This window comes from Streptomyces sp. NPDC045287, from assembly GCF_056432325.1.
In genome coordinates, this window is record NZ_JBWKJG010000002.1 from 220,244 (window position 1) to 242,275 (window position 22,032).

Here is a 22,032-nt window from a genome sequence, read left to right on the forward strand (position 1 = left end):
CCCGTGCCGCAGCGGGGAACGGGGTGCGGCGCCCCCGGAGGTCGCGGCGCGCCCGGCTCCCCCGGCGCCCCGGCACCGTCCCGCTCCGCCCCTCCGCCCCCGCCGCATGCGTTCCACCGGGACCGGCCGGTTCCGGTCGCCGGCCGTCCTTTGCGAGCGGTCACCGCCGCCGCCGTGGCCGTCGGCCCGGCCGCTTCGCCGACCCCCGGGACCACGGGTCTGGTCTGGACCTTAAGGTGGGTCCGGCGGTGTCCGCCCGTACGCGCCGGGCCGGGGCCCGCGGGCCGGACGCCGGGCCGGCGGCGCCGCGCCGCTCCCGCGAGGGGACCCCCCGCCCCCGCCGGGGGTGACAAGGGTTTTCCCCGTATCGGCTTCACGGCGCGTTTCCCTACTGTCTCCCGCACCGGCGGTTCCCCCTTTCTGACCCGTAACTGTCAGGTGCATGTAACCCCATGCATGCGACCCCAGGGGGATCCCCGGGGACGGCCCCGACGTCGGGGCCGTCGCGCCGGCGGCGGCGCGGGGGCACACCCGGCCCCGAGGGGCTGTGGAGGTACCCCACAAACAGCCACAGTCCCGCGCCGCCGCCCGCGCACCGCACCGTCAGCAGCTCCGGGAGTCGCCGGAGCCGCCCCTGAAAGGGAACAACTTGAACGGTTCCAGGCGGAGACTGATATCCGTCGTGGCGGCGAGCGCCACGCTCCTCGGTGTCGCGTCCACCTCGTCGGTGGCGCTCGCCGCGCAGGCCACCCCCTCCCCGAAGCCGACCGCGCCGGCCTCGCAGGCCATGAACCCGGCCGCCACCATCCCGTCCGCGCCCGTCGAGAAGGTCATCGTGACCTACAAGGCGCGCACGGCGGAGGCCACCTCGAACACCGCCGCCAAGAGCGACACCGCCGAGAAGGCCGCCGAGACCGGCGAGGAGCTCTCCTTCGAGCGCCGCCTCGCCGGCGGCTCCGCGCTCGTCGACCTCGGCACCGCGACCACCCGGCAGGACCTCGCGGAGGTCATGGACGCCTTCCGCGCCGACCCGGCCGTCGCCTCCGTCGAGGCCGACATCCGCGCCTACCCGATGGCCGTGACCCCCAACGACACGGACTACGCCAAGCAGTGGGACCTCTTCGAGCCCACCGGCGGCATGAACGTGCCCGGCGCCTGGGACAAGACGACCGGCAGCGGCGTCACCGTCGCCGTCATCGACACCGGCTACGCGGCCCACTCGGACCTCGCCGCCAACACCGTCACCGGCTACGACTTCATCTCGACCTCCTCCGACGCCCGCGACGGCAACGGCCGCGACGGCGACCCGAAGGACGAGGGCGACTGGAACGCCACCGACGGCGAGTGCGGCACCGGCTCCCGCGCGAGCAGCTCCTCCTGGCACGGCACCCACGTCGCCGGCACCATCGGCGCCGTGACCCACAACGCCAAGGGCATCGCCGGCATCGCCTACGGCGCCAAGGTCCAGCACGTCCGCGTCCTCGGCAAGTGCGGCGGCTCCTCCTCGGACATCGCCGACGCCATCACCTGGGCGTCCGGCGGCAGCGTCCCCGGCGTGCCGGCCAACCCCAACCCCGCCAAGATCATCAACATGAGCCTCGGCGGCGCCAGCAGCACCTGCCCGACCGTCTACCGCAACGCCATCAACGGCGCCGTCTCCCGCGGCACCACCGTCGTCGTCGCGGCCGGCAACAGCAACGCCAACGCCTCCGGCTTCACCCCGGCCAACTGCGACAACGTCATCACCGTCGCGTCCACCAGCCGCGAGGGCAACCGCTCGTACTACTCGAACTTCGGCACCATCGTCGACGTCGCCGCCCCCGGTGGCGAGACCCGCCGCGCCACGGACACCCCGGGCACCATCACCACGCCCGAGAACGGCATCCACTCCACGCTGAACTCCGGCGGCACGGTCCAGTCCACCGAGACGTACAAGCCGTACCAGGGCACCTCCATGGCCGCCCCGCACATCGCCGGTCTCGCCGCGCTCCTCAAGTCGGCCAGGTCCACGCTGACCCCCGCCGACATCGAGTCCGCGATCAAGACCAACGCCCGCCCGCTGCCCGGCACCTGCTCCGGCGGCTGCGGCACCGGCATCGCCGACGCCGCCAAGACGGTCAACGCCGTCACCGGCGGCGGCACCACCCCCGGCGGCACCGCCTTCGGCAACACCGCGAACGTGACGATCGCGGACAACGCCACCGTCACCTCCGCCATCGCCGTCACCGGCGTCACCGGCAACGCCCCCGCCGCCCTCAAGGTGGACGTGGACATCAAGCACACCTGGCGCGGCGACCTGGTCGTCGACCTGGTCGCCCCGGACGGCACCGCCTACCGGCTGAAGAACTCCAGCGGCAACGACTCGGCGGACAACGTCCTCGCCACCTACACCGTCGACGCCTCCTCCGAGGTCGCGAACGGCACGTGGAAGCTCCAGGTCCGCGACGTCGCCTCGGGTGACACCGGCTACATCGACTCCTGGGGTCTCACCTTCTGAGACGCCAGTAGGGGTAACAAATTCGCAGGTCAGGGGCGTGTTCTCGGCTTTCCGCCGGGGGCGCGCCCCGTCGCGCGGCCCGGGAGCGCCGTCCACATGCCGGACAGAAGACCTGGACTACCCGCCCCTGATTCGTATCCTCACAGGGCGCGGGCAGGGGGCCCGCCGCGTGCGGGCGGGGCCCACGCGCCGGAGGGTGGTGGCACATGAGGACGACGCCGTACCCCTCCGCGCCGGTCGGCCGGGCCCACCTCGTCGACCGCCTCGACCGCACCCTGCGCGCCCGGGGCCGCGCCGTGCTCACCGGGCCGGCCGGGGTCGGCAAGACCGAGGTCGCCCAGGCCGCCGCCGCCGAGGCCGCCGCCCGCGGGGAAACGGTTCTGTGGCTCGCCCCGCAGCCCGCCGACCGCGACATGCCCGGCGCCGCCGCGGCCGCCCTCGTCGCCTCCGTACCCCCCTCCGCCCTCGACGGCCTCCCCGGACCGCAGCGCACCGCCGTCGCCGTCCTGTGCCGCGAGGCCACCGCGCCCGACACCGGCCGGGACCCCATCGCCCTGCGCCTCGCCCTGGCCCGGATGCTGCGCGCCCTCGCCGAGAAGGGCCCCGTCCTCCTCGTCGTCGACGACACCCGCCACGTCGACCCCGACAGCGCGGACCTCCTCCGCTTCGCCCTGCACCTCGCCCCGCCCGAGCTGCGCGTCCTCGCCGTCGAGACCCCCGCCCCCTGCGGCCCCGACGCCCCGTACGGAGGCGCCGGCACCGGCCCGTGGAAGGAGCCGTCCGGCGCCGTCCCCGACCCCGACGCGGCCACCGGCGGCGCGCCCGCCGCCCTCTGGGTGCCCTCCGAGGCCGACGTGCTCCTCGTCCCCCCGCTCCAGGCCGACGAGATCGCCGAACTCCTCGTCCACCACCGGCTCGCCTCCCGCATGGCCGGCCGCATCCACCAGGCGAGCGGCGGCAACCCCCGCCTCGCCCTGGCCGTCGGCCGCTCCCTGGCCGACTCCCGCACCCCCGTGCACCACGCCGAGGCGCTGCCCCTCTCCGGCCGCGCCCGCGACCTCGCCCGCCGGATGCTCGCCCCCGCGCCGCCGCCCGTGCGCGCCGCGCTCCTCCTCGCCGCGCTCGCCCTGCGCCCCACGGCCGCCCTGGTCCGCCGCGCGGGCCGGCCCACCGCCGAGGCCGAACTCGCCGCCGCCGAACGGGCCGGGCTCGTCTCGCTCACCGAGGACGGCGCCGTCGCCTTCACCGCCGGGCTGCTCCCCACGACCCTCGTCCACGACACCTCCTGGACCGAGCGGAGCGAGGCCCACACCGCGCTCGCCCGCGTCGTCGACGACCCCGTCGAGGCCGTACGGCACCGGGCGCTCGCCACCGACGTCCCCGACGAGCGCCTCGCCGCCGAGGTCGCCGCGGCCGTGGAGACCGTACGCCGCCGGGGCAACAGCGCGCTCGCCGCCGAGCTGGCCCTGCTCGCCGCCGAGTCGACCCCCGTCCACCTCGGCCGCCGCCGCATCGCCCGGCTCGCCGACGCCGCCGAGGAGGCCGCCCGCGCCGCCCGCGCCGACCTCGCCCTGCGCGCCGCCGCCGACCTCCTCGCCCGCGACGCCGACCCCGAGGACCGGGTGCGGGCCCGGCTCGCCGTCCTCGACACCGCGGGCCAGGGCCTCACCGACTTCGACGAGCTGTACGTCCACGCCCTGGAGGACTCCGAGGGGAAACCCGCACTGCGGGCCGCCGTCCAACTGCGCCTCGCCGTCAAGCACGTCCTCGCCGACGGCGACCCGGTCCGCTCACGCGCCGCCGCGGTCGAGTCCGCCGCCCTCGCCGCCTCGGTCGGGGACCGGCACACCGCCGCGCAGGCGCTCACCCAGCAGGCCCGCATGGACCGCGTCCTCGGCTCGCCCGACGCGGAGGAGACCCTCGCCGAGGCCCGCGCCCTGGAGCGGGCCGACCGGCCGCTCGGCGTCCGCAACGCCGCGCAGATCCTGACGATCCGCCACGCCCTCTTCGACGACCGGCTCGCCGAGGCCCGCGACGAGATCAACGCCCTGCTCCCGCTGGTCGAGCGGCGCGGTCCCGTCGAGGACACCATCGAACTCCTCCACACGCTCGCCGCCGTCGAGGCCCGCCGCGGCCAGTGCGCCGCCGCCCTCCAGCACGCCCACCGCTCCCTCGCCCTCACCCTGGAGGCCGGCCTGTCGCCCGGCCCGGCCTGGTACACGCTGGCCCTCGCCGAGACGGCGGGCGGCTCCTTCGCCCGCGCCATGAGCTACGCCCGGCGCAGCGCCCAGGCGTCGGAGGAGGAGGGCGACCAGGTCTTCCTCTCCCGCGCCCTGTACGCCCTGGGCAGGGTCCAGCTCGTCACCGGGGACGTGGCCGCCGCGCTGGACACGCTGCGCCGGGTCCAGGAGGGCGAGCGCGCCCTGCGGACCGTCGACCCGTCGATGCTGCGCTGGCACGAGGAGCTGGCGGAGGCCCTCCTCGCCCACGACGCGCGGGAGGAGGCCGAGACCCTGCTCGCCGACGTCGGCCCGGTCGCCGAGCGCCTGGGCCGTACGACGGTGCTGCTCGGCTGCGACCGCGCCTACGCGCAGTGCCTGGCGGCGGGCGGCAAGCAGGAGGAGGCGGCCGCGCTGCTGGCGGGGACGGCCGAGCGGTTCGCCGGGCACGGCCTCGTACTGGAGCAGGGGCGGTGCCTGATCGCCCTGGCGCGGGTGGAGCGGCGGCGGCGCAGGCGCTCGGCGGCCCAGCAGGCGCTGAACGCGGCGGCCGCCGTCTTCGAACGGGCCGGGGCCGTGCCCTGGCTGGACCTGGTGGCCGAGGGGCCGGCCCGCGCCGAGGCGGCCCCGTCGGGGGCCGGGGCGCTGGCGCGGCTCACCGAGGCGGAGGCGCGCCTCGCCCGGATGGTGGGGCAGGGGGCGAGCAACCAGGAGGCGGCGGCCCGGCTCTACCTGAGCGTCAAGACCGTCGAGGCGCGGCTGACGCGCATCTACCAGAAGCTCGACGTGCGGTCGCGCGCCCAACTGGCCGCGGTCATCACCACGGGGCCGGCGGTCCGGCCCGGTCCGGCGGCGGGCGACGACCACGGCTGACCGGGGGCGTCCGCCGGTCGGGTGACGGCCCGCGCGGGCACCGCCGCGCGGCACGGGGCGCGCACGACACCGCCGCGCGGCGGGGGCGCCACGCGGCGGTGTCGTCGTGTGCGGCGGTCAGTGCTGTGCGGTCTTGCCGCCCACGTGGGAAACGGCGTCCTGCGCGGCGCCCCCGGCGACGTCGTCCATCAGCGTCGCGACGTCGTCCGCGCCGAGCATGGAGCTCGGTTGGGGCAGGTTGTCGCTGACGGCGGCGTGCGAGGACGGGGTGAGCAGGGAGGTGACGACTCCGGCGGCGAGGGACGCCACGGCGAGCATGCTGCGCTTCTTCATGCCCGGTCCAACTGCCGAGGCGCCCCGGGGTCACGGCCCGGCCGTGACGAATTTCCGCCGGACCCCGATCAGCGGTGGCCGAGCCAGGCCATCGCGGGCAGCGGCCGGTCGTCGTAGCCGAAGAGCGCCTGGTTCTCCCAGCCGTTGCCGGACGACGGGTCGGCCGGGTCCCAGCCGTTGCCCTGGACGGCCGTCCACGTCGGCTCCCAGTAGACGACGCCCAGGCCGCGCCCGTTCGGGACGGCCTCCACGACGTTCATCACGTCGCGCAGCCAGGCCGCCTGGCCGGCCGGGCTCGCCGGGTAGCCGGCGACCAGCTCACCGGTCGTGTCGATGATGTTCTCGTGGGCGTCCTCGCTGTCCAGGCGGAAGGCGTACGCGGTCTCGACCACGAGCACCGGCTTGCCGTAGCGGGCCGAGATGTCGTCGAGGTTGGCCTGCAGCGAGGAGAGCGGGCCGTGCCAGTAGCCGTAGAACGACAGGGCGATGACGTCGAACGTCACCCCGCGCGCGGTGGCGTTGTCGAACCACTGCCGGTACAGGGCGTTGTCACCGCCGTGCGCCAGGTGCAGCGCGACCCGCGTCGAGGAGGACACCGCCTTCGCGGCCGAGGCGCCCGAGTTCAGCAGCCCGGCCAGCCGCGACCAGTCGGCGGTGGACCCGTCGGGCCAGAGCATGCCGGTGTTGATCTCGTTGCCGATCTGCACCATGTCGGCCGTGGTGCCCTGCGCCTTGAGCGCGTTCAGCACGTCGTACGTGTGGTTGTACACGTCGGAGCGCAACTGCTCGTACGAGTGGGAGGACCAGGCGGCGGGCTTCGACTGGGCGCCCGGGTCGGCCCAGGTGTCCGAGTAGTGGAAGTCGACCAGGAGCCGCATGCCCTGCGCCTTGATCCGGCGGGCCGTCTCCAGGACGCGGGTCTTGTTGTTGTAGCCGTCCGCCGGGTTCACCCACACCTTGAGCCGCCCGTAGTCGGCGCCCGCCGAGCGCAGCACGCCCAGTGCGTCGGCGGCGGCGCCGGAGCTGTTGCGGTAGACGGCGCCGAGGTCCTCGCTCTTCTTCAGGGACGACACGTCGACGCCCCGCACGGACAGGCCCGTGGAGCCCGGGGTGAAGGACACGTCGTCGACGTTGAGCCAGTTGCCGGCCTTGGCGTCGGAGTTGATGCTGACGGTGCACTGGCCGGTCGTCACCTTCACGGAGGTGACGAGCCGTATCCACTTGCCGTCCGGGGTGGGCGGCAGGTCCGTGCGCTGTTCGGCGGAGCCGCAGTTGCGCAGGGCGATGTACGCGGCGTTCTGCCCGCCGCTGGACCGCACCCAGGCGGTCAGCGTGTACGAACCGTTCGCCAGTCCGGACAGGTACTGGTACGTCTCCACCTTGTAGGCGGACGACGCCCAGTGCGACAGCCGGGAGGCGCCGCTGCGCCCTCCGGCCTCGACGAAGGAGGCGGAGCTCTGGCCGGTCGACGAGTAGGTCGACCAGCCGGTCGCACCGGACTCGAAGCCGGTGTTGGTGAGCGTGGAGGCGGCGTGCGCCGCCGGGGCGGGCAGGGCCGTCAGGGCCAGGCCCGCGGCCAGCGGGAGGAACAGGGCCCGCACGTGGCGGGTCAGGCGGCTCGCTTGGAACATCGTCGTCCCTTCGACGGAGGGGTGGGGGTGAGGACCGGCCGGACGCCCCTCGACACATCCGGCCGGGATCAAGGGGGGCGGGCGCCGCCGGGGAGCGGGCCCGCCCTGCGCGTCAGCCGTCGAGCCGTACGACCCGGACGGTCCCGGCGGGCACGGTCAGCGGGCCGTCGACCCGGCCGCCGCCGAGCAGCTCGGTCCCGGGCCCCTCCAGGGGGACCTCGGCGTCCGCCGCCGTGTGGTTGATGGCGAAGACGTAGCGGCCGGACTCGCCGGTGCGGCGGACGACCTCGACGTCGCGCGGGAGGCCGGTGCGCCCGGCCATCCCGGCGTCCGTGCACGCCAGGTCCAGGACCGTGCCGAGGCCGGCCGCGTCGAGGCGGGTCGACACGTACCAGGCGGTGCCCCGGCCCAGCCGGTGGCGGGTCACGGCGGGCCGGCCGGCGGCGAGCCCGTCGGCGTACTCCCACACCGCCTCGGCGCCGCGCGGCACGACGAACTCGGTCCACACGTCCCCGCCGAGCTCCGCCGGGGCCGCGACCGCCGCCCCGGGCACCGGGGAGAGCCGGACGGCCTGGCCGGGCAGCAGCGGCGAGAACTCCTCGACCGTCAGCCCCAGCACGTCGCGCAGCGCGCCCGGATGGGGGCCCTCGTGGACGGCGTCGTGCTCGTCGACGACCCCGGAGAAGTAGGACACGACGAGCGTGCCGCCGTTCTCCACGTACGCGCGCAGGTTGTCGCCCGCCTTCCGGGTGGTCAGGTACAGCGCGGGCACGACGACCAGCGGATACGCCGACAGGTCGGCCTCCGGCTCGGCGAAGTCCACGGTCAGGTGCCGGTCGTACAGCGCCTCGTACGCGGTGTCGGCGCGCTCGCGCGCGTCGTGGTCCTCGCTGGGCCGCCACTCCAGCTTCTGCGCCCACCAGGACTGCCAGTCCCACACGACGGCGACGTCCGCCTCGGTGCGCGTCCCCCGGACGCCGGCCAGCGCGGCGACGTCCGCGCCGAGCCCGACGACCTCCCGCCACACCCGCGAGTCGGTGCCGGCGTGCGGGACCATCGCGGAGTGGAACTTCTCGGCGCCGCGCCGGGACTGGCGCCACTGGAAGAACATGGCGCCCTCGGAGCCGCGGGCGACGTGGGCGAGGGAGTTGCGGGCCATCTGGCCGGGGGCCTTGGCCGGGTTGTGCGGCTGCCAGTTCACCCCGCTGGTGGAGTGCTCCAGCAGCAGCCAGGGCTCGCCGCCCGCCACCGAGCGGGTCAGGTCGGCGGCCATGGCGAGGTTCACGTGGGTGCGGCGGCCGTCGGTGATCAGGTAGTGGTCGTTGGTGACCAGGTCGACCTCGCGGCCCCAGGCCCAGTAGTCGACGGAGTCGCACTGGCTGAGGGCGGTCATGAAGTTGGTGGTCACCGGGACGCCGGGGGCGAGGCGGTGCAGGATGTCGCGCTCGCGCACGAAGTTCTCCCGCATCGCGGCGTCGGCGAACCGCTGGTAGTCCAACTGCTGGGCCGGGTTGCACGCGGTGGGGGTGAGGCGCGGCGGGTCGATCTGGTCGAGGTCGCCGTAGCTCTGGCCCCAGAAGGCGGTGCCCCACGCCTCGTTGACGGCGTCGACGGAGCCGTACCGCTCGCCCAGCCAGACGCGGAACGCGGCGGCGCAGGTGTCGCAGTAGCAGGCCGAGACGGGCACGCCGTACTCGTTGTGGACGTGCCACAGGGCGAGCGCCGGGTGGTCGGCGTAGCGGCGGGCCAGCCGCTCGGTGATGTCGGCGGCGGCCGCCCGGTACGCCGGGGAGTTGTGGCAGATCGCGCCGCGCGATCCGAAGGCGAGGCGGACGCCCTCGCGGGTGACCGGCAGCGCCTCCGGGTGCTCGCGGTAGAACCAGGCGGGCGGGCAGACGGTGGGCGTGCCCAGGTCGGCGCGGATGCCGTTCTCGTGGAGCAGGTCGAGGACCCGGTCCAGCCAGCCGAAGTCGTGGACCCCCGGCTCGGGCTCCAGCAGCGCCCAGGAGAAGATCCCAACGCTGACCATCGTCACGCCGGCCTCCCGCATCAGTGCGATGTCCTCGTGCCAGACGCTTTCCGGCCACTGCTCGGGGTTGTAATCCGCGCCGAAGGCGAGTCGTGTCAGGCCCCGGGGTGTGTCCGGCATGGGCTTCTCTCCTGGAAGTTGTTTGGCTGGGAACGTTCACAGGCCCTCCTTCGAGGGTGGAGCCAACATAACCGCACAGCAACAACCATTGACAAGTGTCCTGAATGTTTCTCTACTGTGAACGCTCACAGAAGCATGGCAGGCCCCCGCGACTGTCGGAGGCCCCAGGTCAGGGAGAAACATCCATGCCGTTCACGCTGCGCCGCCGCCTCGTGGCCACAACCGTCGCCGGTCTCCTCGGCGCGACCGCCCTCACCGCCTGCGACTCGTCCGGCGACGAGTCCGCCGCCCCGGCGGAGGCGGGCCCCGCCGCCCTCACCTACTGGGCCTGGGCCCCCGGTATGGACAAGGTCGCGGACCTCTGGAACAAGGGCCCCGGCAAGGAGTCCGGGATCACCGTCACGGTGAAGAAGCAGGCGTCCGGCGACGACCTCGTCACCAAGATCCTCACCGCGGCCAAGGCGCACCAGGCCCCCGACCTGGTCCAGGCCGAGTACCAGGCGCTGCCCACCCTGGTCAGCAACGACGTCCTGGCCGACATATCCAAGGAGGTCGAGGGCGTCGAGGAGAAGTTCGCCCCCGGCGTCTGGCAGCAGGCGACCCTCGGCACGGACGCCGTCTACGCGATCCCGCAGGACTCCGGGCCGATGATGTTCTACTACCGGCAGGACCTCTTCAAGCAGTACGGCCTGACCGTCCCCACCACCTGGGACGAGTTCGCCGAGACCGCCCGCACCCTGAAGGAGAAGGCCCCCGACAAGGCCCTCACCACCTTCTCCGCCAACGACGCCGGCCTCTTCGCCGGCCTCGCCCAGCAGGCCGGCGCCCGCTGGTGGAGCACCGAGGGCGAGAAGTGGAAGGTCGGCATCGACGACGCCGCCACCCGCAAGGTCGCCACCTTCTGGGGCGGCCTCGTCAAGGAGGGCGTCATCGACAACCAGCCGATGTACACCCCCGCCTGGAACAAGGCCCTCAACACCGGCGAGCAGATCGCCTGGGTCAGCGCCGTCTGGGCCCCCGGCACCCTGACCACGGCCGCCCCCGACACGAAGGGCAAGTGGGCCATGGCCCCGCTCCCGCAGTGGTCCGGCGGCGCCCAGGCCACCGGTAGCTGGGGCGGCTCCTCCACCGCCGTCACCAACGACAGCAAGCACAAGGCTGCCGCCGCCAAGTTCGTCACCTGGCTCAACACCGACCCCACCGCCCTCGCCGCCCTGGTGAAGGAGAGCGGGATCTACCCGGCCGCCACGGCCGCGCAGACCGGCGGCGCCCTCTCCAAGGCGCCCGACTTCTTCTCCAACCAGCCGACGTTCTACGCGGAGGCCGCCGCGATCGCCAAGACGACGGCCCCCTCCGCCTGGGGCCCCAACGTCAACGTCGCCTACACGACCTTCCGCGACGCCTTCGCCCGCGCCGCCAAGGACAAGACGGACTTCGGCGCCGCGCTGCGCACCATGCACGACACCACCGTCGCCGACCTGAAGAAGCAGGGTTTCGGAGTCGCCGAGTGACCACCACCGCCCCCCGGGCGAACGCCACGGCCGCCGCCGTCCGCCGCTCCGGCGCACGGCGCGGCCGTAGCGCGCCGTTCGCCTTCCTCGCCCCCGCCGCCGTCCTCTTCGCGCTCTTCTTCGCCCTGCCCATCGGCTACGCGATCTGGCTCAGCCTCCACAAGGTCGAGGTCAAGGGCCTCGGCCTCGGCAAGGGCGCCCGCAGCGAAGTGTGGGCCGGCCTCACCAACTACACCGACGCGCTCACCGACTCCGAGCTCCTCGACGGCGCCCTGCGCGTCCTCGGGTACGGCGCCATCGTCGTGCCCACCATGCTCGGCCTCGCCCTGCTGTTCGCGCTGATGCTCGACGCCGACCGGGTCCGGCTCACGTCCGTCACCCGACTGGCGATCTTCCTCCCGTACGCGGTGCCCGGCGTCATCGCCGCCCTGCTGTGGGGATTCCTCTACCTGCCCGACGTCAGCCCGTTCTACTACGTCCTCGACGCGCTCGGCCTGCCGCAGCCCGACCTGCTCGACGGCGGACCGCTGTTCTTCTCGCTGTCGAACATCGCCGTCTGGGGCGGCACCGGCTTCAACATGATCGTCATCTACACCTCCCTGCGGTCCATCCCCGCCGAGGTGTACGAGGCGGCCCGGCTCGACGGCTGCTCGCAGCTCCAGATCGCGCTCCGCATCAAGATCCCGATGGTGGCGCCGTCGCTGGTCCTGACCTTCTTCTTCTCGATCATCGCGACGCTCCAGGTCTTCGCCGAGCCCACCACCCTCAAGCCGCTCACCAACTCCGTCTCCACCACCTGGAGCCCGCTGATGAAGGTCTACCAGGACGCCTTCGGCAACGGCGACCTCCACGCCGCCGCCGCCACCGCCGTGATCATCGCCGTGGTCACGCTCGCCCTGTCCTTCGGCTTCCTCCGCGCCGCCAACTCCCGCACCCAGCAGGGGGAACCCCGATGACCAGCATCACCGCACGCAAGTCCGCGCCCGCCGCGGGCACCACCCCCGGCGCCGCCCAGGCCCCGCCGCGGCCCGCCGCCGGGCGCCCGCCGCTGCGCCACCGGATCGCACTGCTGCCCACCGCCGCCCTGGTGCTGGGCGCCGTCTACTGCCTCCTGCCGGTCGCCTGGGTCCTGGTCGCCGCCACCAAGTCGGGCCGGGAGCTGTTCTCCACGTTCACCTTCCTGCCCGGCACCGGGTTCACCGAGAACATCGCCGACCTCCACGCGTACCGCGACGGCATCTACTGGCGCTGGATGGGCAACTCCGCCTTCTACGCCGGCTTCGGCGCCCTCCTGTCGACGGCCGTGTCCGCCGTCTCCGGCTACGCGCTCGCCCTGTACCGCTTCCCCGGCCGCGAAGCCGTCTTCAAGGTCCTCCTCGCCGGTGTCCTCATGCCGCCGGTGATCCTCGCCGTCCCGCAGTACCTGCTCCTCGCGAAGGTCGACCTCACCGACAGCTACCTGTCGGTCCTGCTGCCGCTGCTGCTCTCCCCGTACGGCGTGTACCTCGCCCGGATCTACGCCTCCGCGGCCGTCCCCGCCGACGTCGTCGAGGCGGCCCGCATGGACGGCGCGGGGGAGTGGAGGATCTTCACCCGCATCGGACTGCCGATGATGGTCCCCGGACTGGTGACGATCTTCCTCTTCCAGTTCGTCGCCATCTGGAACAACTTCCTCCTGCCGTACATCATGCTCGGCGACGACGAGAAGTTCCCGATGACGCTCGGCCTGTACACGCTCCTCGCCCAGGGCTCCAACACCCCCGCCCTGTACACGCTGGTCATCACGGGCGCCCTGCTGGCACTGCTCCCCCTGATCGCGCTCTTCCTGTTCATCCAGCGGTTCTGGAGCCTGGACCTGCTGTCGGGAGCCGTAAAGTCGTGACCATGAAGCACACGGGGGGGCGGCGCAAGCCGCCGACGATCCACGACGTGGCCCGCGAGGCCGGAGTGTCACGCGGCACCGTCTCGCGGGTCCTCAACGGCGGACACTACGTCAGTCCCGCCGCGCAGGAGGCCGTCAACGCGGCCATCCGCAAGACCGGGTACGTCGTCAACCGGCACGCCCGCTCCCTGATCACCGGCCGCTCCGACTCGGTGGGCTTCCTCCTCACCGAGCCGCAGGAGAGGTTCTTCGAGGACCCCAACTTCAACGTCCTCCTGCGCGGCTGCACCCAGGCGCTCGCCGCGCACGACATCCCCCTCCTGCTGATGATCGCCGGGACGGAGGCCGAACGCCGGCGCATCACCCGGTACATCACCGCCGGCCACGTCGACGGGGTGCTGCTGGTCTCCAGCCACTCCGGCGACCCCCTCGCCGAGCGGCTGCGCGACGCCGGGGTGCCGCTGGTGGCGTGCGGCAAGCCCATCGGCCACACCTCCAAGGTCAGTTACGTCGCCGCCGACGACCGCGACGGCGCCCGCGACATGGTCCGCCACCTGCTGGCGCTGGGCCGCCGCCGCATCGGCACGATCACCGGCCCGCTCGACACACCGGGCGGCGTCGAGCGGCTCGCCGGCTACCGGGAGGTCCTCGCCGAGGCGGGCGTCCCGTACGACGAGCGGCTCGTCGTCACCGGCGACTACAGCCACGCCGGCGGCGAGGCCGGCGCGGCCGAGCTCCTCCGCCGCGACCCCGGCCTGGACGCCCTGTTCGTCGCGTCGGACCTGATGGCCCAGGGCGCGCTGTCCGCCCTCCACCGGGCCGGGCGGCGCGTTCCGGAGGACATCGCGGTCGGCGGCTTCGACGACTCGCCCGCCGCGACGTCCACCGACCCGGCGCTCACCACGATCCGCCAGCCGTGGGACCGCATCAGCACCGAGATGGTCCGCGTCCTCCTCGCCCAGATCGGCGGGGAGGACCCGGCGGCGGTGATACTCCCGACCGAGCTGATCCGCCGCGCGTCCACCTGATCCCCGCCCCCTGCCCCGCCCCGCTGCTCCGCCCGCGCCGCCGGGGCAGCGGGCCGGAACCCGGCCGCCCCGGGCCGCCGCTGCCCCCGCCGGGGCGGGTCGGGTACTAGCTGGTGCCCAGGTAGTAGCCGACCTGCGGCGGCTGGTTGTAGCCGGTGTTCTGCCAGGCGACGCCCAGCCGGTACACCGGGTCGTGCATCAGCGTCGGCAGGCGGAAGTCCGTGGGGTGCGGGGTGGTGTACAGGCGCAGCGCCGTCGAGTCGGCGTCGCGCCAGATCATCTCCTCCCGCCAGTCCCCGAGGATGTCGGCGGACAGCGCCGGGTTGCCCTTGGTCCAGTTGTTGGACCGCGCGGCCGTGTCGTACCAGACGCGGGTCAGCTCGGTGGAGCCGGTGTACTTGAGCACCTGCCCGTAGCCGCTGCCGGCCGTCCCGGACCAGCGGTGGTCGAGCAGTTCGCGGTGCGCGTCGCCGTCCCACCAGATCGCGGAGTTGTACGAGGCGGCGCCGCCGAACGAGGGCACGGCGTCGCTGATCGGCGTGCCGTCCGCCGCGTGGAGGCCGCCGCCGCTGGACCAGCACTCGGCGCCCGCGTGGTCGCGGGTCAGGTCGGCGCAGAGGCCGCGGCCCACGTCCGTGCCGGTGCGCCGCCCCCACAGGACCTGGCCGGTGCGGGCGTCGTGCATCTCGTAGCCGTAGGCGGCGTCGGCGTGCTCGTGCACGTTGAACGACTCCAGGCCCGGCCGCGACGGCAGGAGGTCGCCCACGTGCAGGGCGTCGCCGTGGCCGAGCCCCGTCGTCCACAGGCCGGTCCCGTCGTCGTCGACCGCCATCGCCCCGTACAGGATCTCGTCCCGCCCGTCGGCGTCGACGTCCGCGACCGCCAGGTTGTGGTTGCCCTGCCGGTCGTAGCCCTTGCCGTGGTTGGTGGAGGCGTTCGTGTCGAACTTCCAGCGGCGGGTCAGGGACGTGCCGTCCCAGTCGTACGCGGCGAGGGCGATCCGCTCGTACACGCCCCGGCTGAACACCATGCTCGGCCGTGCGCCGTCCAGGTACGCGGTCGCCGAGAGCAGCCGCCCCTCCCGGTTGCCCCACGTGTCGCCCCAGTCCGCGACGGACCCGCGGGCCGGTTCGAACGGGGCGGAGGCCATGACGCGGCCGGTCCGCCCGTCGAAGACCGACAGGTACTCGGGGCCGCCGAGCACCGCGCAGTTCGCCGCGAGGTGCGAGGCGCCCGGGTCCCCGACGACCGTCCCGGCCGCGTCGCGGGTGCCGTCCGAGGTGCGCACGGCCATCTCGGCCCGGCCGTCGCGGTCGTAGTCGTACACCTGGAACGAGTCGTAGTGCGAGCCGCTGCGCACGTTCGTGCCGAGGTCCACCCGCCACAGGTGGGTGCCGTCGAGCTCGTAGGCGTCGAACAGGGTCGGCCCGGTGCACGTGCCGGAGTTGGCCACGTCCGTGGCGTTCGACGGCACCCACTTGAGGACGAGTTCGTACGCGCCGTCGCCGTCGAGGTCGCCGACGCTCGCGTCGTTCGCGGAGTACGTGTAGGCGACGCCGTCGCGGGTCGTGCCGCCCGGCGGCTTCCGCAGCGGGATGTCGAGCCGGCCGGAGCCCCAGACCGCCGCGTGGGCGGCGGGCTGCTCCACCCCGCCGACGACGGCCCGGAGCTCGTACGTGGAGGAGGCCGAGCCCCCGGTGTCCAGGTGGTTGGTCTTCCCCGTGGTGGCGATGAGCGCACCGTCGCGGTACAGCCGGAACGACACGCCGGACGGGTCGTCGCCGAACATGCGCCAGGTGACGAGGGTGCCGCCGGCCGCCGGGACGGCGACGAGGCCCCGGTCGAGCCGCTCCGCGACGCGCACGGCGGCGGTCGCCCGGACGGCCGCGTCCGGCGGGGCGGCGCCCGCGGCCGGCTGGGGGGCGAGGACGCCGCCGGTCCCGGCCGCGACGGCGGCGAGCAGCGCCCCCGCGACCCGGCCGGCACGGCGGTGCGGGCGGCGGGGCCGGTGGCGGAACGGGAGGTGCGGGGAGCGGGGGGAGGGGGACATCACGCGACCTCGTTGTCGGGAACGGGGGAGTACCCGGTGGTCGCCACCCGCCCCCGGAAGGTTGCCCGGTGAACGGCCCGCCCCAGCCGGCGCTGGAGCCGGGAACCCGGCGCCGAAGCCGTCGAGCACCGGGCCGTCCCCCTGCCGGCCGGCCCGCACGAGCGGATCGGCGACCTCCTGGAAGGCCGTACGGGCCGCCCCACCCCGGCGGGGGCGGGCCCCCGCTCTGGGGCCCCCGCTCTGGGGTCCCCGCTCTGGGGTCCCCGTTCCTAGGGAGCGACGGAGGAGAGGTTCCCGGAACCCGTGCCCGTGCCCGTGTCCGGGGCCGTGCCGCCGGGCGGGGTGTCCGTGTCCGTGTCCGGGGCCGTGCCGCCGGGCGGGGTGTCCGGGTCCGTGCCCGTGGGGGAGCCGTACTGCGGCGGCGTGTCCGGGGACGTCTGCCCGGGGGACTCCTCCGGGGTCGTCCCGCCGTCCGTCGTACCGTCCGTGCCCCGGTCGGTCGGCGTGTCGGTCGGCGTGTCGGTGGGCCTGTCGGTCGGGGTGCCCGGCGGTGCGGTCGTGGACGTGTCCGGCGACACGGGTGGTTTCGTGGTGGCCGGCGACGTGCCGTCCGTCGGCGTCGCCGCGGGAGAGGTCCGTCCGGGGTGCGGGCGCTCGACGCGCTTGCCGGTCTCCACGTCGACGACGGTGAACGTCGGCACGGGCGTCGGCGCGGGCACCACGACCACGACCTCCTCCGCCTGGAAGCCCGGCCAGGTCCGCCCGACCACCTTCTCCGGCCGCTCCACCTGGGGCCGGTCCAGCGGATTGCCGCAGGCGCAGCGCACCCGGGGCACGCCGTACTCGTCGATGAGCACGGCCGTACCGGCCTGGAGCACCGCCTGGTACGGGACCGCCCTGCCGTCCTCGTAGCCGTGGTTCGTCACCAGCGTGTCGAGGCGCAGCTGCACCGACGTCAGGCCGCGCAGGTACGCGGGCAGGCCCTCCGGGGAGGTGCGCAGCACCGACGCGAAGGCGCTCGCCTTGGACCGGTCCCCGTTCAGGTAAGCGATCTGCTTCTCGACGTCGCACACGGCGCGGTCGCCGCTGCCCCCGTACAGCTCGGGCACCGACCCGGCGTACCGGTGGCGCTCCTGCGCGGGCAGCCGCTTCACGGCCTGGTCCTCCGGCGTGGCCGTGCTGGGCGTGAAGCTGTTCGGGGGGCGGTACGAGACGCTCTCCGCGCGCACCGCCTCCGCCTCGCCGGGGCGCGACAGCACCACGGCCAGCGCCACCGCCGCGACGAGGACGCCGACGAGGGAGGCGATCACCGGAACGGACCGCCACCAGGGGCGCCCGCCGCCCGCGCGGTGCGAACCGCCGCCCGCGCCTCCGCCCCCGCCGCCTCCGCCCGGGGGCGGCGGGGGAGCGGCGGGGGGTTGCCCGGGGCCGGTGCGGTCCGGCGCGGGGTGCGAGAGCGGGCCCGACGGGGGGCCCGTGGGGCGGCCGGACGCGGGGTCGGAAGTCACATGCGTACCTTTCTTCCGTTCCGTGCCTATTGTGTGCTCCGTCCGGGCGTCGCCCGCAAGCCGGGAGGCCGGGTCCGCGCCTAGCGTGGCACCGTGAGCAGTCACAGCGCCGCGCAGCGCGGCACCGCGCACGGCCCCCGCCACGCCGTGCGGGCCTGGCTCGACGCCCTCGCCGCGGTGCTCGCCGCGCTCGCCGCGATGGCGGCGACCGCCGCCCTCGGACTGTGGGCGGCGGGCGCGGCGGACCTGCCCGGCGGGGCGTTCCCCCGCGTCGTCGCCGCCGTCGTCGTCATGGCGGCGGGCGGCGACGTCGAGCTGGCGGGCGGCGCGGGCGACCTCGCCCGGACGGACGCCGAACTGACCGCCATGCCGCTGTCCGTGACCCTCGCCGGAGCCCTCGTCCTCGCCGCCGGCTTCCTGAGGCCCCTGCGCCACCGCGCCGTCGCCTCGACGGGCGAACTCCTCGCCCGCGTCGCCCGCACGGCCGCCCTCTGGCTCGCCGCCCTCGCCGTCCTCGCGGCCCTGGCCCGCCACACCTTCACCGACCTACTGCCCGCCGACTCGCCCGCCGACCTGCTCGGGGACCTCCTGGACGCCTCGCCCAGCCTCGGCTTCCGCGCGGACACCGGGGGCACGCTCCTGTACGGCCTGCTGTGGGTCCTCGGCGTCCTCGCCCTGACCCTGCTGGTCTCCCGCGGCGCCCCGCTCCCGGTCCGGTTCGTGCGCTACCAGGAGCCCGTACGGCCGGCCGCGTCCGCCATGCTGTTCCTGCTCCTCGCGTACGTCGTCCTCGGCCTGGCCGCCGGCCTCGTCGTGGCCGCCACGCGCGGCCGCCCGGCGGACACGTTCGCCGTGCTGCTGCTGGGCCTTCCCAACCTGGTGTGGCTCGCCCTGGGGCTCGGTATCGGCGCCTCCTGGGAGGGGCGGGTCGACGGCCCGTTCGGGCTGCCCGTGCCGCGCGTCCTCGACCAGGTCCTGCGCGGGCCCGACGACACGACCCTCGACGTGCGGGCCCTCGCGGCCCACGACGACCGCGCCTGGTGGCTGGTCCCCGTCGCGGCGGTGCTGCTGCTGGCCGCCGCGTTCGTGGCGGCGGTCCGTTCGCCGGCCCGCACCCGCCCGTGGCGGCAGGCCCTCCACCTGGGCGTGGCGTTCGCCCTCACCCTGCTCGTCGTGGCGCCGCTGACCCGCCTCGACGCGCGCCTCGGGCTGTCGCTGCTCGGCATCTTCGAGGTCGACGCCCTCGGCGGGCGGGTCGGCCTCCGCCCCCACCCGTGGACGGCCGCCGGCCTCGCCCTCCTGTGGGGCGCCGCCGCCGGGCTCCTCGGCGGCCTCCTCGCCCGCCGGGTCCGCCACCGCGGCGAGGCCGACGACGGCGCCGACGCCGAGCGGCCCACCGGCTGAGGGGCTTCCCCGGGCGACCGCCGCCCCGATCCGGCGGAGACCCACTGGGTAGGGTGGGCGCGACACCACACCGCGAACCGGAACGAGGAGCAGTCGTGAGCGAGTCGGCGTCCACCGCCCTGCAGCAGGAGATAGCCCGGGAACTCCAGGTCGCCGAGACCTTCGACGCGGAGCGGGAGATCGAACGCCGGGTGGCCTTCCTCGCCGAGCGGCTGACCTCCACCGGTCTGCGCTCGCTCGTGCTCGGCATCAGCGGCGGCGTCGACTCCACCACCGCGGGCCGGCTGTGCCAGCTCGCCGTCGAGCGGGCCCGGGCCGCCGGGCACGAGGCGCGGTTCCACGCGATGCGGCTGCCCTACGGGGTCCAGGCCGACGAGCACGACGCCCAGCTCGCGCTCTCCTTCATCCGGGCCGACCACGTGCTGACCGTGGACATCAAGCCCGCGAGCGACGCCGCGCTCGCGGCCGTACTGGCCGCCGGCGTGAGCTTCCGCGACGCCCACCACCAGGACTTCGTGCACGGCAACATCAAGGCCCGGCAGCGCATGATCGCCCAGTACGCGGTGGCCGGCGCGCACGACGGCCTGGTCGTCGGCACGGACCACGCCGCCGAGGCGGTCTCGGGCTTCTTCACCAAGTTCGGCGACGGCGCCGCCGACCTGGTCCCGCTGACCGGCCTGACCAAGCGCCGGGTGCGGGCCGTCGCGGCCGCGCTGGGCGCGCCCACCGAGCTCGTGTGGAAGACCCCGACGGCCGACCTGGAGACCCTCGACCCGGGCAAGGCCGACGAGGACGCGCTCGGAGTCACCTACGACGACATCGACGACTTCCTGGAGGGCAAGCCGGTGGACGAGCGGGCCTTCGGAACGATCGTCGACCGCTACCGCCGCACCGACCACAAGCGCCGACTGCCCATCGCCCCCTGAGAGGGGGCGCCGCGCGCCCGTCGCCCCCGGGAGGGGAGGGCCGCGGCGGAGGACCACCGTCCCGGCACGGCCGTGACGGGACGCGGCGCACCCGCCCGCGCCCGGTCGCGCGCGTCACGGCGGGGGCCGGCCGCCCCGGAAGACGGGCAGCGCCCACGGCGGGGGAGCGGGCGGCGGGGGCGGAGGCCCGGCGGGCGGGGGAGGCCCGTCCACCCGGACGCCGCCGCGCCCGCCGTCCTCCGCCCCCGCCGTCGCCGCCCGCCGCAGCTCGGTCACGAACGCCATGCACGAGTCGAACCGGTGCTCCGGAGCCTTCGCCAGCGCCTTCGCCAGCACCCCGTCCATCCCCGGCGGCAGCTCCGGCCGCACGTCGCTCAGTGGGGGCGGGGGATCGTACTGGTGCGCCCACAGCAGGGCCATGTCGTCGTCCCGGCGGAACGGCGGCGCGCCGGCCAGCGTCTCGTACACGACGCACCCCAGGCTGTACACGTCGCACCGGCCGTCCACGGGCCGTCCCGAGATCTGCTCCGGCGCCACGTAGTCGAGGGTCCCCACGAACTGGCCGACGCTCGTGAAGCCGGTCAGGGACAGGGACTTCTTCGTCAGCCCGAAGTCCGTCAGGTAGACGTGCTCGGGCCGGTCGCTGTCCGTGCCCTCGGCGACGAGGACGTTGCCCGGCTTCACGTCCCGGTGCACCAGGTCGTGGGCGTGCGCCGCGTCCAGCGCCGACGCGACCTGCACGGCGATCCGCACCGCCGTGGCGGGGGGCAGCGGACCGGTGCGGTCCAGCAGCGCCCGCAGGTCCTGCCCGGGCACGTACCGCATGGCGATGTACAGGAGCCCCTCGGTCTCCCCCGCCTCGAAGACCGGCACGATGTTCGGGTGGTCGATCGCGGCGGCGACCCGCGACTCGTGCGCGAACCGCTTCCGGAACGTGTCGTTGCGGGCCAGCTCCGGCGCCAGGAGCTTCAGCGCCACGGTGCGGCCGAGCCGCAGGTCCGTCGCCCGGTACACGACCGCCATGCCGCCGCGGCCGATCTCGGCGTCGATCCGGTAGTGCGCGACGTCCCGCCCCACCAGGCCCGACGGCCGTCCGGCGGGCAGGTCGGCAGCCGGCCCGGTCATCCGCCACCCGCCCGGCCGTCCGCCGGGCCGCCCCGGTCGTCCGCCGGGCCGCCCCGGCCGGCCCCGGGAACGTCGACCACCCGCGTGGGCTCCGCGGCGGCGGGCCGCTCCGGGGTGCCGGGCGGACGCGCACCGGTCCCGGCTCCGCCGTCGGTACCGTCCCCGCCCCCGTCCCCGTCCCCGTCCCCGTCCTCCGCCGCCGGTGCGGCCCGCGCCGGTCCGGGGCCGCCGGTGGTGACGACGCGGGTGGGCTCGTGCCCGGGGGCGGGCGGCGGCGCGCCGGCGCCGGGTACGTGCTCCCCGCCGGAGGCGTCCGGCGGCGGTACGGCGTCCGCCGGGCCGGACGGCTCCCGGCCGCCGGCCCCGCGGGGCGGCGCCCCCGCCGACGGCGCCGACGTCGAGGCGTACGCGGCCAGGCGGGTGCCGTCGCAGTACAGCCAGCGCTCGTGCTCGGCGTCGTACAGCCACATCGCCTCGCCCTCGACGACGACGCCCAGCCGCAGTCCGCCGGTGCTCCGCCGGAACCCCTCGCCGTCCGTCCGGCCCGCCGCCAGGTCCTCCGCCGCCTGCCGGTACCGGGCCAGCGACGCCTCCGCCCGCGCCAGCAGCGGCCGCGGGTCGGCGGTCCGCGCCATGTCCCGCGCCGCGGCCGGCGGGTCCTCCGGCACGGACACCAGCAGCCGCCCGTCCACCCAGGCCGACCAGCCGTTCGAGCACAGGATCCGCGCCCAGTCGCCCGTCCGCTCCAGCAGCCGCACCGGCAGGAAGGGGTCCAGCGGCACCGTCGGCCTGGCCGTGCCCGGCGTCTCCCACGCGGGCATGCCGTGGCGCGGTACGACATGGGTGGGCCGGAAGTCGTCGGGGGCCGGGCCGTCGGCCGGGAGGGCGGAGGTCAC

15 protein-coding genes are annotated in these 22,032 nt (G+C 75.2%); 8 read left to right on the forward strand and 7 right to left on the reverse strand.

The annotated features are described in order from the left end of the window. Positions 1-682 precede the first annotated feature (682 nt). Entirely contained in the window at positions 683-2,497 is a 1,815-nt protein-coding gene (locus tag AC07D6_RS04250; RefSeq protein ID WP_315878574.1) for a S8 family serine peptidase, read from the forward strand. Between the two features lie 206 nt (positions 2,498-2,703). Then, positions 2,704-5,589, forward strand: coding sequence for a helix-turn-helix transcriptional regulator (locus AC07D6_RS04255; RefSeq protein ID WP_479041835.1), 2,886 nt, complete (start codon positions 2,704-2,706; stop codon positions 5,587-5,589). Positions 5,590-5,706: 117 nt separating this feature from the next. Here the strand turns inward: AC07D6_RS04255 and AC07D6_RS04260 are convergent, their stop codons facing one another. The 3 genes from AC07D6_RS04260 to AC07D6_RS04270 all read right to left on the reverse strand — a co-directional run bounded on the left by AC07D6_RS04260 (position 5,707) and on the right by AC07D6_RS04270 (position 9,702). Beyond that, a complete protein-coding gene (locus tag AC07D6_RS04260; protein WP_315878576.1) occupies positions 5,707-5,922 on the reverse strand; it encodes a hypothetical protein in 216 nt (71 codons plus the stop codon). 68 nt (positions 5,923-5,990) lie between these two features. Further along, a complete protein-coding gene (locus tag AC07D6_RS04265) occupies positions 5,991-7,553 on the reverse strand; it encodes a glycoside hydrolase family 53 protein (RefSeq protein WP_479041838.1) in 1,563 nt (520 codons plus the stop codon). A gap of 112 nt (positions 7,554-7,665) precedes the next feature. Next, positions 7,666-9,702, reverse strand: a complete 2,037-nt coding sequence (locus AC07D6_RS04270) for a beta-galactosidase (RefSeq protein ID WP_479041840.1) — start codon at positions 9,700-9,702, stop codon at positions 7,666-7,668. A gap of 185 nt (positions 9,703-9,887) precedes the next feature. On the opposite strand from AC07D6_RS04270, the gene AC07D6_RS04275 reads away from it, so the two are divergent. From AC07D6_RS04275 to AC07D6_RS04290, 4 genes are read left to right on the forward strand one after another with little or no spacing between them, the layout of a single operon-like run. Beyond that, complete coding sequence (locus tag AC07D6_RS04275; protein ID WP_315878579.1) at positions 9,888-11,213, forward strand: ABC transporter substrate-binding protein; 1,326 nt, start codon at positions 9,888-9,890, stop codon at positions 11,211-11,213. Further along, on the forward strand, positions 11,210-12,169 hold the full coding sequence (locus AC07D6_RS04280; RefSeq protein ID WP_479041842.1) for a carbohydrate ABC transporter permease: 960 nt from the start codon (positions 11,210-11,212) through the stop codon (positions 12,167-12,169). The genes AC07D6_RS04275 and AC07D6_RS04280 overlap by 4 nt, the downstream gene beginning before the upstream one ends. Further along, positions 12,166-13,095 carry a carbohydrate ABC transporter permease gene (locus AC07D6_RS04285; RefSeq protein ID WP_315878581.1) on the forward strand — a complete coding sequence of 310 codons (930 nt, stop codon included), beginning with the start codon at positions 12,166-12,168 and terminating at the stop codon, positions 13,093-13,095. The genes AC07D6_RS04280 and AC07D6_RS04285 overlap by 4 nt, the downstream gene beginning before the upstream one ends. After that, positions 13,092-14,123, forward strand: coding sequence for a LacI family DNA-binding transcriptional regulator (locus tag AC07D6_RS04290; protein WP_315878582.1), 1,032 nt, complete (start codon positions 13,092-13,094; stop codon positions 14,121-14,123). The genes AC07D6_RS04285 and AC07D6_RS04290 overlap by 4 nt, the downstream gene beginning before the upstream one ends. A 106-nt stretch (positions 14,124-14,229) precedes the next feature. On the opposite strand, the gene AC07D6_RS04295 is transcribed toward AC07D6_RS04290, so the two are convergent. Both AC07D6_RS04295 and AC07D6_RS04300 read right to left on the reverse strand, forming a co-directional pair. Then, positions 14,230-16,173: a rhamnogalacturonan lyase gene (locus AC07D6_RS04295; protein WP_479041844.1), complete on the reverse strand. Its 1,944-nt coding sequence runs from the start codon at positions 16,171-16,173 to the stop codon at positions 14,230-14,232. 269 nt (positions 16,174-16,442) lie between these two features. After that, positions 16,443-17,483, reverse strand: a complete 1,041-nt coding sequence (locus AC07D6_RS04300) for a DUF6777 domain-containing protein (protein WP_479041846.1) — start codon at positions 17,481-17,483, stop codon at positions 16,443-16,445. A gap of 291 nt (positions 17,484-17,774) precedes the next feature. Between AC07D6_RS04300 and AC07D6_RS04305 the strand changes: the two genes are divergently transcribed. Together AC07D6_RS04305 and nadE are read left to right on the forward strand one after the other, a co-directional pair. Continuing rightward, complete coding sequence (locus AC07D6_RS04305) at positions 17,775-19,085, forward strand: streptophobe family protein (protein WP_479041848.1); 1,311 nt, start codon at positions 17,775-17,777, stop codon at positions 19,083-19,085. A 95-nt stretch (positions 19,086-19,180) separates the two neighbouring features. After that, positions 19,181-20,011, forward strand: a complete 831-nt coding sequence (gene nadE, locus AC07D6_RS04310) for an ammonia-dependent NAD(+) synthetase (protein ID WP_315878585.1) — start codon at positions 19,181-19,183, stop codon at positions 20,009-20,011. Between the two features lie 114 nt (positions 20,012-20,125). Here the strand turns inward: nadE and AC07D6_RS04315 are convergent, their stop codons facing one another. Together AC07D6_RS04315 and AC07D6_RS04320 are read right to left on the reverse strand one after the other, a co-directional pair. Next, on the reverse strand, positions 20,126-21,136 hold the full coding sequence (locus AC07D6_RS04315) for a serine/threonine-protein kinase (protein ID WP_479041851.1): 1,011 nt from the start codon (positions 21,134-21,136) through the stop codon (positions 20,126-20,128). Further along, complete coding sequence (locus AC07D6_RS04320; RefSeq protein ID WP_479041852.1) at positions 21,133-22,032, reverse strand: SH3 domain-containing protein; 900 nt, start codon at positions 22,030-22,032, stop codon at positions 21,133-21,135. Before AC07D6_RS04320 ends, AC07D6_RS04315 begins: the two co-directional genes overlap by 4 nt.

Excerpts from the sequence above, each read along its gene's own strand:
- AC07D6_RS04255 (WP_479041835.1), top strand. The coding sequence starts at position 2,704 with ATGAGGACGACGCCGTACCCCTCCGCGCCGGTCGGCCGGGCCCACCTC.
- AC07D6_RS04260 (WP_315878576.1), bottom strand. The coding sequence starts at position 5,922 with ATGAAGAAGCGCAGCATGCTCGCCGTGGCGTCCCTCGCCGCCGGAGTC.
- AC07D6_RS04265 (WP_479041838.1), bottom strand. The coding sequence starts at position 7,553 with ATGTTCCAAGCGAGCCGCCTGACCCGCCACGTGCGGGCCCTGTTCCTC.
- AC07D6_RS04270 (WP_479041840.1), bottom strand. The coding sequence starts at position 9,702 with ATGCCGGACACACCCCGGGGCCTGACACGACTCGCCTTCGGCGCGGAT.
- AC07D6_RS04275 (WP_315878579.1), top strand. The coding sequence starts at position 9,888 with ATGCCGTTCACGCTGCGCCGCCGCCTCGTGGCCACAACCGTCGCCGGT.
- AC07D6_RS04285 (WP_315878581.1), top strand. The coding sequence starts at position 12,166 with ATGACCAGCATCACCGCACGCAAGTCCGCGCCCGCCGCGGGCACCACC.
- AC07D6_RS04295 (WP_479041844.1), bottom strand. The coding sequence starts at position 16,173 with ATGTCCCCCTCCCCCCGCTCCCCGCACCTCCCGTTCCGCCACCGGCCC.
- AC07D6_RS04315 (WP_479041851.1), bottom strand. The coding sequence starts at position 21,136 with ATGACCGGGCCGGCTGCCGACCTGCCCGCCGGACGGCCGTCGGGCCTG.